Origin of the sequence: Pedobacter caeni (genome assembly GCF_900129215.1) — a bacterium.
Lineage (GTDB): Bacteria > Bacteroidota > Bacteroidia > Sphingobacteriales > Sphingobacteriaceae > Pedobacter > Pedobacter caeni.
This window is the reverse complement of record NZ_FQUQ01000002.1, coordinates 60,451-75,142: the sequence shown is the minus strand read 5'-3', so window position 1 is coordinate 75,142 and position 14,692 is coordinate 60,451. Positions and strand designations below refer to the sequence as shown.

At 41.0% G+C, this 14,692-nt stretch carries 13 protein-coding genes; 10 read left to right on the top strand and 3 right to left on the bottom strand.

Going from position 1 to position 14,692, the window contains the following annotated elements; all coding sequences use genetic code 11:
• Window positions 1-59 precede the first annotated feature (59 nt).
• On the top strand, window positions 60-2,993 hold the full coding sequence (locus BUC20_RS07670; protein WP_073231715.1) for a M16 family metallopeptidase: 2,934 nt from the start codon (window positions 60-62) through the stop codon (window positions 2,991-2,993).
• 85 nt (window positions 2,994-3,078) lie between these two features.
• On the opposite strand, the gene BUC20_RS07665 is transcribed toward BUC20_RS07670, so the two are convergent.
• Window positions 3,079-3,264: a CsbD family protein gene (locus tag BUC20_RS07665; protein WP_073229720.1), complete on the bottom strand. Its 186-nt coding sequence runs from the start codon at window positions 3,262-3,264 to the stop codon at window positions 3,079-3,081.
• A gap of 153 nt (window positions 3,265-3,417) precedes the next feature.
• Between BUC20_RS07665 and BUC20_RS07660 the strand changes: the two genes are divergently transcribed.
• Window positions 3,418-4,107: a TlpA family protein disulfide reductase gene (locus BUC20_RS07660; RefSeq protein WP_073229718.1), complete on the top strand. Its 690-nt coding sequence runs from the start codon at window positions 3,418-3,420 to the stop codon at window positions 4,105-4,107.
• Between the two features lie 98 nt (window positions 4,108-4,205).
• Here BUC20_RS07660 and acs read toward each other — a convergent pair whose 3' ends face one another.
• The gene (acs, locus tag BUC20_RS07655; protein WP_073229717.1) at window positions 4,206-6,098 is read right to left on the bottom strand and encodes an acetate--CoA ligase; all 1,893 of its coding nucleotides are present in this window, start codon (window positions 6,096-6,098) and stop codon (window positions 4,206-4,208) included.
• 151 nt (window positions 6,099-6,249) lie between these two features.
• Between acs and BUC20_RS07650 the strand changes: the two genes are divergently transcribed.
• The 8 genes from BUC20_RS07650 (at window position 6,250) to BUC20_RS07615 (ending at window position 12,652) form a co-directional block, all read left to right on the top strand.
• A complete protein-coding gene (locus tag BUC20_RS07650; protein WP_073229715.1) occupies window positions 6,250-6,687 on the top strand; it encodes a hypothetical protein in 438 nt (145 codons plus the stop codon).
• 187 nt (window positions 6,688-6,874) lie between these two features.
• Window positions 6,875-7,108, top strand: coding sequence for a 50S ribosomal protein L28 (rpmB, locus tag BUC20_RS07645; protein WP_039866682.1), 234 nt, complete (start codon window positions 6,875-6,877; stop codon window positions 7,106-7,108).
• A gap of 40 nt (window positions 7,109-7,148) precedes the next feature.
• Window positions 7,149-7,331, top strand: coding sequence for a 50S ribosomal protein L33 (gene rpmG / locus BUC20_RS07640; protein WP_008242799.1), 183 nt, complete (start codon window positions 7,149-7,151; stop codon window positions 7,329-7,331).
• Between the two features lie 38 nt (window positions 7,332-7,369).
• Entirely contained in the window at window positions 7,370-7,528 is a 159-nt protein-coding gene (locus tag BUC20_RS07635; protein WP_073229713.1) for a DUF4295 domain-containing protein, read from the top strand.
• Window positions 7,529-7,600: 72 nt separating this feature from the next.
• On the top strand, window positions 7,601-8,563 hold the full coding sequence (gene ftsY / locus BUC20_RS07630) for a signal recognition particle-docking protein FtsY (RefSeq protein ID WP_073229711.1): 963 nt from the start codon (window positions 7,601-7,603) through the stop codon (window positions 8,561-8,563).
• Window positions 8,564-8,596: 33 nt separating this feature from the next.
• On the top strand, window positions 8,597-9,931 hold the full coding sequence (rimO, locus tag BUC20_RS07625; protein ID WP_073229709.1) for a 30S ribosomal protein S12 methylthiotransferase RimO: 1,335 nt from the start codon (window positions 8,597-8,599) through the stop codon (window positions 9,929-9,931).
• Window positions 9,932-9,977: 46 nt separating this feature from the next.
• Window positions 9,978-11,570: a bacillithiol biosynthesis cysteine-adding enzyme BshC gene (gene bshC, locus BUC20_RS07620; RefSeq protein WP_073229707.1), complete on the top strand. Its 1,593-nt coding sequence runs from the start codon at window positions 9,978-9,980 to the stop codon at window positions 11,568-11,570.
• Entirely contained in the window at window positions 11,570-12,652 is a 1,083-nt protein-coding gene (locus tag BUC20_RS07615; RefSeq protein ID WP_073229705.1) for an Ldh family oxidoreductase, read from the top strand. The genes bshC and BUC20_RS07615 overlap by 1 nt, the downstream gene beginning before the upstream one ends.
• A 126-nt stretch (window positions 12,653-12,778) precedes the next feature.
• Here the strand turns inward: BUC20_RS07615 and BUC20_RS07610 are convergent, their stop codons facing one another.
• The gene (locus tag BUC20_RS07610) at window positions 12,779-14,686 is read right to left on the bottom strand and encodes a SusD/RagB family nutrient-binding outer membrane lipoprotein (RefSeq protein WP_073229703.1); all 1,908 of its coding nucleotides are present in this window, start codon (window positions 14,684-14,686) and stop codon (window positions 12,779-12,781) included.
• Window positions 14,687-14,692: the final 6 nt, after the last annotated feature.

Sequence of the window (14,692 nt, the reverse complement as noted above, 5' to 3'; positions counted from 1 at the left end):
AGAGAATGTTCAGGAATAATGCACATTCCCCAGTATATTTGAATTATAACTTATTAAACATGAAGAAGAAATTATTAATGCTCGCCTGTTTTCTGATTGCAGGAACGAGTATAATGGCTCAATCCGGCTTTCAATGGAAAACGGCCAGTTCGGGTGGTTATACGTATAAATATGTGACCAATGATCCGACAAAATCACGCTTTTATACTTTGAAAAATGGGCTGACAGTGATCTTGTCGCCAAATACAAAGGAGCCAAAGGTTGAATACCGCATGAGTGTCAGAGCGGGTAGTAATACAGATCCACGCAGCGCAACAGGACTGGCCCATTACCTGGAACACCTTCTTTTTAAAGGAACAGATAAGTTCGGGACTTTGGATTTTGGAAAAGAAAAGCCGCTGTTGGATAAAATTGACGGTCTTTATGAGCAGTACAATAAAACTACTGATCCGGCGAAACGTAAAGCAATCTATGCGCAGATCGATCAGACTTCTGGCGAAGCTTCTAATTATTCTATTGCCAATGAGTACGATAAAATGATGAAAGCGATCGGTGGTCAGTCTACCAATGCCCATACCTGGTATGAAGAAACGGTTTACAATGAAGATTTCCCTTCCAATGCGACCGATAAATTTCTTGCTCTGCAGGCCGAACGTTTCCGCAATCCTATTTTCCGTATTTTCCATACAGAGCTGGAAGCTGTTTATGAAGAAAAGAACCGCGGACTGGATGAGGATGCCTGGAAGGTAGAAGAGAAAACGGCAGAACTGTTGTTCCCCACCCACAATTATGGTCAGCAGACCACAATCGGGACAGTAGAGCACCTTAAAAACCCTTCTCTGGTAGAAATCAGAAAATATTACAATAAATATTATGTTCCGAACAACATGGCCCTGGCTATGGCAGGAGATTTCAACCCGGATGAAATGATCAAAAAAGTAGATCAGTCTTTCTCTTTCATGCAGAATAAACCGGTGGAGTTGTATAACCCGGCTCCGGAAAAACCTTTGACAAAAATTCAGAAACTGGATATTTATGGTCCAAGTGCGGAAAGCGTTCGTTTGTCTTACAGAGGATATGCAGAAAACAGCAACCAAAGTTTGCTGTTAGACCTGATCTCCAGCATCCTTGCCAATGGTAAAGCCGGTTTGATTGACATCAACCTGAACAAACAGCAAAAAGTGCTTCGTGCAGGTGCAGGCTATCAGCAGATGAAAGATTATGGCGTCTTTACGCTGAATGCTCAGCCTAAACAAGGACAGACTTTAGATCAGGCCAAACAACTGTTGTTAGACCAGATCAACATCCTGAAAAAAGGAGAATTTGATGAAAGCCTCATTAAAGCTACAGTGGCCAATCAGAAGCTGAGTTTATTACAATCTTTTGATAACAATGGTTTCCGTGTAGAAGCGGTAACGAATGAGTTTATCCTGAACCGCGCCAACAAATGGGACAAATCTTTAGGTGGACAGGATGCAATGGCAAAACTAACCAAAAAACAGGTTACCGATTTTGCCAATCAGTTCTTCAAAGACAACTATGTGGTTACTTATAAACATAAAGGCGAAGACAAGAGCATCGCTAAAGTAGAGAAGCCAACCATTACCCCGGTAAAGACCAACGCTACAGAAACTTCTCCTTTTGCAAAAAACTTATTGGCAATGCCTTCCACGGAGATTGCGCCTAAATTTCTGGATTATCAAAAAGACCTTTCTTTCGGTAAAGCAGGAATCGCTGACGTGATTGAAGTACAAAACAAAGAAAACAGCATCTTCCGCTTAACCTACCGTTTTGAAATGGGCGCATGGAACAATAAACTGATGCCTTATGCGGCTCAATACCTTGCATTCCTCGCTACAGATAAATATAGTGCTGAGGAGATCAGCAAGGAGTTTTATAACATTGCCTGTAACTATACTTTCACGGTAAGTAATGAAGTAGCCACCATCAATATCAGCGGATTACAGGAAAACTTCGATAAGGCGGTTACCCTGGTTGAGCATATCTTAACCAACTGCAAGCCTAATGAAGAAGCTTTAGCCGGACTGAAAAGCCGAATTCTCAAATCCAGAGAAAACAACAAACTGAATAAAGCGATGATCCTGAACGGATTAATGAGCTACGCACAATATGGTGCCAGCAATCCTTCGAATTATACCTTAACGAATAATGAGGTGAACAACATCACTTCAGCAGATTTACTGGCCATTCTGCACAATGTGAATAACTTCGAGCATACCATCACTTATTATGGTCCAAAGGATTTAACTGAGTTTACTGCAAACATCACTAAACTGCATAAACTTCCTGCAACCTTTACACCTGAAGCTCCGGTAAAAAAATTCGTTTATACGAATAATGCAACGAATCAGGTTTATTTTGCTGATTATGATATGGTGCAGTCAGAAATCAGATGGGTAAGAAATGCGGGTAAATATGAAGCAGCTCTTGCCGGTAAAGTGAACCTCTTCAACAGTTATTTTGGAGGTGGTATGGGTTCTATCGTTTTCCAGACCATCAGGGAGTCTAAAGCATTGGCCTACTCTACTTTTGCAGTTTATTCTGCGCCAGACAGGGCTGATAAACAATATGCAATGGTGGCTTATGTGGGCAGTCAGGCGGATAAGATGAATGACGCAGTAAAGGGAATGAATGAATTATTAACTGACCTTCCTGAGTCGGCTAAATCATTTGAAGCTTCCAAGTACAATGCAATGAATTCGATCGAAACCGACAGGATCACCAAAGATGGCATCATTGCCAGCTATTTTGCCAATAAAAAACTGGGAATTGATCATGATTCAAGAATCGATGAATACAATGAACTGAAACCTTTGACCTTTACTGACATCAAAGCTTTCCACACGAATAACGTGGCGAATAAACCTTACAATTATTGTATTGTTGCTTCTGAGAAAAAAGTGAAACTGGAAGACATGCAGAAATTTGGAACAGTAAACAAACTGACATTAGAACAGATATTTGGTTACTAAGACCTGATCACACAGGTCTGCTTATGGCCTTAAATGAAAAAAACCTTGCTGCGAATTTGCAGCAAGGTTTTTTTATGATCAATTATTACAATGATTTGATCCAGGTAACCAGTTCATCACGGGTCTTCCCTGTTTTCTGTTGCAACTTTCCATACAATTCATCATCTTTCCCCTCTTCATATTTCAAATCATCATCTGTAAGATCCGCATAAGCTTGTTTTACTTTACCCTTGATCTCATTCCATTTTCCTTTTAATTCTAACTTATCCATGATCCGTTTTTTTAATGTTTAACAATAAATAGATACCATAATAACAGGTCTGGAAAATTTTTGTTTGATTTCTTGTAACCTTTGCCCGGTTCTTTTCATCTAGTAAATAAGAGACCTATTGATTTTCAACCGATAAAAACCAAAAAAACTGATATGAAAAAATTATTTTACGCCTCCCTTATTTTACTTTCGCTGTCCCAAAGTTCCTGTACCATGGTGATCAAAGGCCTGGTAAAAACCGTAGTGAAAGGATACAACAACCATACAGAAATGAATGTTTCTTCATTCCAACTGGCAGACCAGGAAGGAAAGAAACATAGTTTTACCAGCTTATACGCAGGGAAGACGGTTTATTTCTATGTATGGGCAAGCAAATCAAATCGTCCTCCGGGAGAAAAGAACGAAGATTATACAGCCTTAAAAAAACGCTTTTCCAAATATCCGGATGTGGTATTTGCAGATTTTTTTATCGGGACAGACCAGGCGGCATGGGCTGCTGATGATCAAAAGAACGCTGGTCAGAATAGTTATTTCCTTGTTCAGGATGAAGCTTCTAAAAAGTTCTTTGCTGCCTTAAAAGAATCGACAATGGTTCCTTTTATCATTGGAAAAGATGGAAAGATGTTGTCTTTCAAAGGTCCGAAGGTACAGGACCATACTTTGGTTGATTATGTGCTTTATGAAGCGAGAAATGGAGTAGACGGGACAGCTGCAGCTAAAACACTGATCAGAGGAGTAAATAGTGATGAGCGGTTTAAAACACAATTATTAAAGGATTGGTATCAAGAGCATTTCAATAAGAATCCTGATAAGGTCAATTTCAGTGTTTCTTCTACGCAATAAAAAAGAGTAACGGATATGTTAAAGTTTAGCATAACCATATATATTAAAGAAGCCCTCTGTTTGTTAAACAGAGGGCTTCTTTAATATATTGAAAAATTTTATTTCTGAGATTTTTCTATGATTTCTTCTACTACTGCAGGATCCAGCAAAGTGGTAATATCTCCAAGGTTGGCAATATCCCCTTCAGCGATTTTCCTTAGGATTCTTCTCATAATTTTACCAGAACGGGTTTTAGGCAGTCCGGTTACAAAAAGAATTTTATCCGGTTTTGCAATGGCACCGATCACGCGGGTTACCGTCTGAAGGATGTCTTTACGGGTAAGGTCAGCATCTTCATGGTGGTTCGGGAAGATCACAAAAGCATAGATTCCCTGCCCTTTAACTTCATGAGGGAAGCCTACTACGGCACTTTCCACTACACCGGCATGCATGTTAATTGCATTTTCAACTTCGGCAGTACCGATTCTGTGTCCGGATACGTTGATGACATCATCCACCCTTCCGGTGATTCTGTAATAACCATCCTCATCTCTCAGGCAACCATCACCAGTGAAGTAAAGGTTCTCATAAGTAGAGAAATAGGTCAGCTTACAGCGCTCATGATCTCCGTAAGTGGTGCGCAGCATTCCCGGCCATGGAAACTTGATACAAAGGTTTCCGTTTACCCCGTTTCCTTCGATTTCTTTTCCATTTTCATCTACCAGGATCGGTTGAATACCTGGCAATGGTAAGGTAGCGAAACTAGGTTTGGTTGGAGTTACATAGGCAATCGGGGAAATCATAATTCCACCCGTTTCTGTCTGCCACCAGGTGTCTACGATCGGGCATTTGCTTTTTCCGATGTTTTCATCGAACCAATGCCATGCTTCTTCATTGATGGGTTCACCTACAGATCCAAGGACACGTAGCGAACTCATGTCGATGCCATTTAAAGGCTCCAGTCCGAAGCTCATTAAGGAGCGGATCGCTGTTGGCGCAGTATATAATATGTTTACTTTATGTTTTTCTACCACCTGCCACATTCTGGAAGCATCCGGATAAGTTGGAATTCCCTCGAACATCAGGGTCGTTGCGCCCTGTGAAAGCGGACCGTATACAATATAAGAGTGTCCGGTGATCCAGCCGATATCCGCGGTACAGAAAAACACTTCGTCTTTCTGGTAGTTGAATACATTGGAAAAAGTATATCCTGCATAGACCATATATCCGCCAATGGTATGTACTACTCCTTTAGGTTTTCCGGTTGAGCCCGAAGTATATAATATAAACAACAGGTCTTCGGCATCCATTTCTTCAGCCGGACAGTTGGTATCTACCAGTTTGATTTCATCTTCCCACCAGATGTCGCGGCCTTTAAGCATGGATACCGGTGTACGGGTATGTGTGAGTACGATGACGCGTTCTACAGTCGGACAACCGATCAGGGCATCGTCAATCACTTCTTTCAATTGAATTTGTTTGTTTCCTCTGAAGGCACCATCAGCGGTGATGACTACCTTACATTCGGCATCATTGATCCTGTCGGCAATAGATTTGGCAGAAAAACCACCAAAAACTACCGAATGGACCGCACCAATCCTGGCACAGGCAAGAACAGCTACCGCAAGTTCCGGAACCATAGGCATATATATACATACGCGGTCTCCTTTTTTAACGCCGTTCTTTTTTAATACATTGGCAAAGCGGCAGACCTGCTCATGTAAAATTTTATAGCTTAAAGTGATGCTATCTTTTTGAGGATCGTTAGGCTCCCAGATAATCGCTGGTTTATCTCCATTTTCAGCAAGGTGACGATCAAGGCAGTTCTCTGTAATGTTTAACCTGGCTCCTTCAAACCATTTAATGTTTGGCTCGGAGAAATTCCAGGACAGGACTTTGTCCCATTTTTTTCTCCACAAAAATTTGTCTGCTATACCGGCCCAGAATTGTTCGGGCTGCTCAACGCTTAATTTATACGTTTCCTGATACTCTTCAAAAGAATTAATTTGCATGATTTGGTTTAGGTCAATAACTAAAACTCAAATATACCTTTATTAAAAAGCTAACAAAATTTTAATCGCAGGTTTTAAGTCATTTCCAGGTTTTCTTTTTAAACCAAATGAGGGTTAAGATTGTCTATAGTTTAACCTCAACCACTGACCTATGAGTAAACAACTATTCGACCAGATTTCGGAAACGCTGAGGCGTGCCGAGCTGGCCAACCAGCATTACCGTACTGATTCATTAAAATGGAACCTGGATACCCATAAGGCTCAGCATCAGCACCTGCGGACTTTGCTCAGGGAGATTTATGAGGTCCTGCTGCCCATCACGATCGTATCAATGATGAAATCTATTGCCCTTCCGGGGATTGCTGAACTGGACCTTCATGAGGCAGAACATCCTCTTTTGAAAACCAAACATAAGGCTTATGGGGTAACCCCAACCCTGTACCATTTGCAGGAACATAAACAGCTTTGGCTGCAACAGCTGGGGAAGGAAGAAAAGCCGGAATTGGTACATTATATCAATGAGGCGAGGCGTTATGTCCTTCAATTTGAGAATCTTTTAGGTGATTTGGAAGAGGCAGTGGTCGTTTAATCCGTTTAAATGTTGTATATTGCGCCCCGGGAGCGTCCTCAACAGGAATCTAAGCTACAGTTCGCAACGTGCTGTAAATAAATTGAAAATATTTTAGATACCTACTTGATGATTACAAATATTTTATTGATATTTGCACACTCTTAAAAAATTAAGAAAGAACAATTAACACACTATATTTAAAGGCATGTCTAGAGTTTGTGATTTAACCGGAAAAATGGCAATGACAGGTTTTAATGTTTCTCACTCAAACGTTAAAACTAAGCGTAAGTTTTATCCCAACTTACAACTTCAGAAATTTTATATTCCTGATGAGGATCGTTGGATAACACTGAAAGTTTCTACTTCAGCTATCAAAACCATTAATAAAATTGGTATTACTGAGGCGATTAATCGCTTCATGAAAAAAGGATATTTGTAAATAACAATGGTTGATGTGAATCGACCTTAAGATTAATAAAATGGCAAAAAAAGGTAACAGAGTACAAGTTATTCTAGAGTGTACGGAGCATAAAACTAGTGGCATGCCTGGTATGTCTAGATATATCTCTACTAAAAACCGTAAAAACACTACTGAGAGATTAGAATTGAAAAAATTCAATCCAGTTTTGAAAAAGGTAACTGTACATAAAGAAATTAAGTAATACATTTAGTATTTAACTAAATACAATCTATTTAGATCATGGCAAAAAAGGTAGTTGCAACCCTTAAAACGGGAAAAGGAAAAGAATATTCAAAAGTTATTACAATGACTAAATCACCAAAAGGTGCTTATTCTTTCAAAGAAGTTATTGTTCACAACGATCACGTTCAAGATGCTATTTCTGCATCTAAAAAATAATTTTAATATTTAATTATATTAAAGCCGTCCCTTTTAAATGGGAGGGCTTTTTTTGTTTAGTTATACATTCGTATGGGTTTATTCGATTTTTTCAAGAAAAAGGAAACCGCTCCGGAAGCGCAGGAAGCTCTAGACAAGGGATTAGAGAAAACTAAAGAAGGTTTTTTGAGTAAGATCACCAAAGCAGTTGCCGGTAAGTCGACTGTAGATGATGATGTACTCGATAACCTTGAAGAGGTTTTGGTTACTTCCGATGTTGGGGTGAGTACGACCTTAAAAATTATCGACCGGATACAGAGCCGTGTAGCTAAGGACAAGTATTTATCGACCACAGAACTGAACCGCCTCCTTCGGGATGAGATTCAATTGCTGCTTTCTGAAAACAACAGCAATGACTTCCGTAAATTTGAATACGGACAGCATAAGCCTTATGTGATTATGGTAGTTGGTGTAAATGGTGTTGGTAAAACCACCACCATAGGAAAGCTGGCGCATAAGCTGAAAGCAGAAAACCTGAAAGTAGTTTTAGGTGCTGCAGATACATTCAGAGCGGCGGCTGTAGAGCAGATTAAACTCTGGGGCGAGCGCGTTGGGGTACGTGTGGTTGCACAGGCCATGGGTTCTGATCCTGCTTCTGTAGCATTCGATACTTTGCAATCTGCGGTAGCCAATGGAGAAGATGTAGTGATCATCGATACTGCCGGACGTTTACACAATAAAATAGGCCTGATGAATGAGTTGGGCAAGATTAAAAATGTGATGGAAAAGGTAATCCCTAATGCACCACATGAAATACTATTGGTACTGGACGGTTCGACCGGGCAAAATGCCTTCGAACAATGCAAGCAATTTACTGAGGCAACCGACGTAAATGCATTAGCCATTACCAAACTGGATGGTACCGCCAAAGGTGGTGTTGTGATCGGAATCTCTGATCAGTTTAAAATTCCGGTAAAATACATAGGCGTTGGCGAAGGCGTAAACGACCTGCAATTATTTGACAAAAAAGCTTTTGTGGACAGTTTATTTAATTAATACGACTGATCCGCTTCAAGATAAAAAACACACATGAATACAAAAACCACATCTAAGATTATCCCCGTTAAAAAACCTAAAATCAATGTAATTACTTTGGGTTGTTCCAAAAACCTTTACGATTCAGAAGTTTTAATGGGTCAGCTTCGTGGCAATAGCATGGATGTGGTTCATGAATCCGATAAAATGGGTAAGGATGATATTGTAGTGATCAATACCTGCGGATTTATTGACAATGCGAAACAGGAATCTATCGATACGATCCTGCAATACAGCGAACTTAAAGAAGCTGGAAAAATAGGCAAAGTAATCGTGACCGGATGTTTGTCTGAAAGGTACAAACCGGAACTGGAAGCAGAGATTACCAATGTAGACGCCTTCTTCGGGACCAATGATTTAAATAACATCTTACATTCCTTAGGTGCAAATTATAAACACGAACTGATTGGAGAAAGGTTATTGACCACTCCTTCTCATTTCGCTTATTTCAAGATCGCAGAAGGCTGTAACCGCCCATGCTCGTTCTGTGCCATTCCTTTAATGCGCGGAAAACACGTTTCCCGCGATATGCAGGAACTGGTGAATGAAGCAAAGATCTTAGCAGCCAACGGAACAAAAGAACTGATCCTGATCGCTCAGGACCTGACCTATTACGGTTTGGATATCTATGGAAAACGGAACCTTGATGAATTGTTGAGACGTCTTTCTGATGTTCCCGGAATCGAATGGATCAGGTTACAATATGCTTATCCTTCGGGCTTCCCTATGGAAATCCTGGATGCGATGAACGAGCGTGAAAACATCTGTAAATACCTGGATATGCCTTTACAGCACATCACGGATAACATGTTGAAATCTATGCGTCGTGGAATCACGAAACAGAAAACGATCGACATCGTGAACCAGATCAGGGATAAAGTGCCTACTATCGCCATGCGTACTACATTAATCTGTGGATACCCTGGTGAAACAGAACAGGATTTTGAAGAAATGATGAGCTGGGTAGAAGAAACCAGGTTCGACAGATTGGGATGTTTCACTTATTCACATGAGGAAAAAACCCATGCCCATAACCTGGTAGACGATGTACCTGATGAAGTAAAACAGGAGCGTGTAGATGCCATTATGGAATTACAACAAGGGATTTCATTTGACATCAATCAGGAAAAAGTAGGAAATACCTATAAAGTTCTGGTAGATAGAAAAGAAGGTGATTTCTTTATCGGACGTACAGAATTTGACTCTCCTGAGGTTGATAATGAGGTTTTAATTGATGCTGCGACAGGTTATGCAGCCAATGGAAGCTTTGTTAACGTGAAGATTGACAGGGCGGAAGACTTCGATCTATATGGACAAATTGTAAAATAAAAGCGCGATGTGAGGAGTTATGCTTTATTAACTTAAATTCGTGGCAATGCAGGCCAAATACATCTCTTACCAGGAAACAAATGCCTTCTCCTCCGCTGTATTGGATTACATCAGTGGGAAGGAACAGTTAAGTGCTTTTTATAAGTATACACCGGATTTCGAAGGCTTTGCAAAGGCCATCGCTAACCGCAGTTTTAAAGGAAACCGGTCTACACTGACCAGCATCCTCCAAAAACAATATTCAGGAATTAAGCCTTCGGCCTTAGTTACCAAAAACATTAACCTTCTTGCTGATGACCGGACTTTTACCATTACCACCGGTCATCAGCTCAATATATTTACAGGCCCCCTTTATTTTATTTATAAAATCATTACTGCCATCAATCTTGCAAAAGAGCTGAAGCAGCAATTTCCACAATATAATTTTGTACCTGTATATTGGATGGCCACGGAAGATCATGATTTCGAAGAAATCAATCATGTGAAAATCGAGGACAGAATGCTGACCTGGAACAAGAAGGCAGCAGGTGCAACAGGAAGGTTAAGTACAAAAGACATCACGGAGGTACTGATCGCCTATAAAGGTTATCTGGGGATCAGTGAAAATGGTTTGCATCTATCTGAAATGGTAGAACATGCCTATACACATCATGATCAACTTTCTGATGCCACGCGTGAACTGGTAGATGGGCTATTCGGAAAGTACGGTTTGGTTTGCGTAGATGCAGACGAACATGAGCTTAAAAAACAGTTTGCAGCTGTTATGGAAGCTGACATCACTGGTCAGCACAGCTTTCAGCACATTTCGGCAAGCAATGCTGCATTGGAAGAAAAAGGCTATAAAACACAGGTCAACCCAAGAGAGATCAACTTCTTTTATATGACTGATCAGCTTCGCGAGCGGATTGTGGAAGAAGATCAGGTCTATAAGGTGATGCATACAGACCTCAGTTTTACGGAAGCAGAACTTCAGGAGGAAATCCGGAATTTCCCGGAAAGGTTTAGTCCGAATGTGGTGATGCGACCGGTATATCAGGAGATCATCTTACCAAACCTTGCTTATATTGGCGGCGGGGCAGAGCTGACTTATTGGCTGCAACTGAAAGCAAACTTCGATTATTACAACATAGATTTCCCGGTATTGCTACTTCGCAACTCTGCATTGCTGATTGATAAACGCAGTGAAGTAAGGATGCAGATTCTGGGCATCAACCATACCAATCTTTTTAAAGATCCGCTGACCCTTAAAAACGATTGGATTAAGGCGCATGTGACACTGCAATTGTCGCTGGATGATGAAGAGCGCGCCATCAGGGCTGTATTTGATCAGATCAAGCTCAATGCTTATAAGATCGATAAAACGCTCTCTCAATCCGCTGATGCGGCCAAAACAAGGGCCTTAAAACTCATTGCCAATCTGGAGAAAAAAATGTTAAGGGCAGAAAAGCGCAAACATGATACTTCATTAACCCAGATCGATAATTTAAAAGAAAAGCTATTCCCTACCGGAGTCTTACAGGAGCGTGTGTTAAACATCGCCCCGATGTATGTGCTCTATGGAGATGACTTTATCAATTCTCTGATTCTTAATTTCAAACCACTGGACCATCAGTTTACGGTTCTTTTTGCTACATCATAATGATTTTTCACACTTTTACCGAACAAAAACTCCGTCAGTTTACAGAAGATGTATTCCTGAAAATGGGATGTCCTGAGGTGGACGCACAACTGGCAGCAGATGTCTTGTTAAAATCTGACCTGAGGGGAATAGATTCCCATGGGGTAGCCCGTTTAAGTGGTTATGTGAGGTTATGGGAAAAGGAACGCATCAACGCCACACCTGAGGTGAGGGTAGTCCATGAAACAGCAACTACAGCGACAGTAGACGGAGATGCGGGGCTTGGATTAGTGGTGGCTCCTTTTGCCATGAAGATTGCCATTGAAAAAGCTAAAACTTATGGTAGCGGATGGGTATCTGTTAAAAATTCCAACCATTTTGGGATTGCCGGATACCATGCTTTAATGGCTGTGGAACAGGACATGATCGGGATCAGCATGACCAATGCCAGTCCGCTTGTCGCACCTACCTATGCCAATGAAAGGTTATTGGGAACCAATCCAATGTGTTATGCTTTTCCTGCAGGCAAGTACCCTCCTTTAGTGGTGGACATGGCCACCGCAGCTGCAGCAAACGGGAAACTGGAAATCGCCCAAAGGGCAAACCAGCCTATTCCTGAGGGTTGGGTGCAGGATAAAGATGGCAATTCTTCTACAAGTGCCCATCAGTTAAAAGATGGGGGTTCCCTCCTGCCATTGGGCAGCGATAAAGATCATGGAAGTCATAAAGGTTATGGTTTAAGTGCAACCGTTGATATTTTATCAGCTGTGCTTTCCGGTGCCAATTATGGCCCCTGGGTGCCTCCTTTTGTGGCTTTTCTGGAACCTTCTGCAAATCCTGTTGGAGAAGGTATCGGTCACTTCTTTGGTGCCATGCGAATTGATGGTTTCCGCCCTGCTGAAGATTTCAAAAATCATTTAGACAACTGGATTGAGCGTTTTAAATCAGCGAAAACCGTTGATCCGGATAAAAAGGTGATCATTCCGGGTGAACCTGAGTATGCCTTTGAACAGGAACGCAAAGTACAGGGTATTCCGCTGATTGATGCGGTGGTGAATGACCTGAATGAACTCGCTGCAAAGCTGGGAATTGAAGGGTTGTAACAGTTTTTCCCTGTACAGCTATTTTCTATAAAGCAATCCCTGCAAGACTATTTTTCTGCAAAGCTATTTAATCATAAAGGCTGCCCTTTTGAGAGCAGCCTTTATCGCTTTTATATAAACAAAAGATTATTTCTTAGCCCACCAAAGCGGGGTTAATACGGCATCAGCACCTTTGAGAGCGGTAACTGCCTGCTCATATCCTTTCGAATTTGTAATCCGCAAATTCGATGGATATCTTAAACGCTGAGGAAAGAAACTCACATTGCTGGTCATGTAATTTGCATCAGTTAATGCAGGAAGGTCCGGCAAAGATTTTTCGATCGCAGGATTTTCAAAGAATGGAAGACCTAATCTTCTCTGATCATTCCAACCTTCCAAAGGCAACCAAGGTGTTTGTGCAATAAATTTCTGAGTAATGATTTTTGTTAAGTGGTCGTTTTTCACGGTACCATTTTTATATAAATCATTCTTTGGATAAAGTACAGCAGTTGTTCCTGCTACATCTGTATATCCGTTTTTAAAGCTCATGGTATGACTTGCTGCAGGCTCTGCGGTATGATCCCAGTTTACAGAAGTTCCAACCCTGTTGAAGTCGCTGGAGCTTAAATAAGCGCCTAAATTACCTGTTACACCCCAGTACTCAAAGTTTGAACGGATACCAGCTTCGTATGCTGCTTTTCCTGACATTGGCGTATTCCAGCCACGTTCTGCCGCTTCAGCCAACAGGAAATAGGTTTCCCATGGTGCAAAGAAAATACGTGTACTTGCACTTGTCCTGAATTGATTGGATAAACGAGGTATGGTACCTTCATATGCTCTGACAAGGTTTCTTGCTCCTTTAACATCCCAGTTTCCGGTATTTGATGCATTCCAGGTATATTTCGCCTCAATGGTTTTGAGCGTCTCATTCGAACTATTCAGCAGATTTCTTTTCGTTGTTTTAGCGTCATTGGTCCATGATGGGTAGGCGTTAAAATTGGCATTTTCAAAATCACCAGGAATAATGAATGTTTTATAAGCCCTTGGATCTATCGAGTAAGGCAAACCATCAAACCAATATCCTGCTGATGGGTTGTTCGTCTTAGAGGTAAAATGGTCATCATACTTCAGTCCTAACCAACCTTCAGACTTGATATAAGGCTGATAGCTGGCATCCAGCTGATCGGCAGACTTAACTCCACCCAAGCCCAGGTAAAGGTTATTCAATGTTGCAGAAATGAACTGAGGATTCCATTCACGGCTCATTACTCCTGCAAGTGCATTCCATCCTGGTTTTTCTTGTACTTTGAAAGCCTGATCCATATTTGTAATGAAATCACTTCCTGTCGCAGCATCTTCAAATTCAGCTTTTGCTTTGTTCTCATCTACTTCTGATAACCTCATTGCTAAACGCATACGCATAGAGTTAGCATAAGTTTTCCAGTTCTTATAATTGTACCTGTAAGACGGATCAAGATCAGCAAATTCCTCCTTATTTTTAAGCGCGACATCAAGTTTACTACCTGCGTCTTTAAGTTCAGAAAGGATATAATAATAAATCATTTTCACCTCTACAAACTCAGGATTTGTGCCCTGAGAAGCAATCATTGGAATAGGTCCAAAATTGTCAGACATCTCGCTCATCAAATAGCCTCTCCAGATTCTGGCTATCTGTATCAGGTTGTTTGTATGTGGTTTTGCTTTACCCTCAGCAATTTGTTTGTTCGCAATTTCTATCGCTGTATTTGCGGAAGTAATCCAGGCAGAGATCTGATTGTAATAAATCGAAGACCAGCCATCGTTGTAAGCACCGGAAGAAATCCCTCCATTGCTTTGCTGATGTCCTGCAGTTTTCCAATACAAAACAAAAGCACGTTCTGCCACATCAGGATCTTGTTGTGCGGCAGTAATAGAACCATTAATAAAGTATTCCGGCTGAACCTGATCTTCATTTGCGGAAACAGGATCCACATTTATTTCTTCAAATTTCTTACATGACGACCACAACATTGCTGTTGCCAGGATCATACATGATGTTTTTATGATTGTTTTCATCTAATT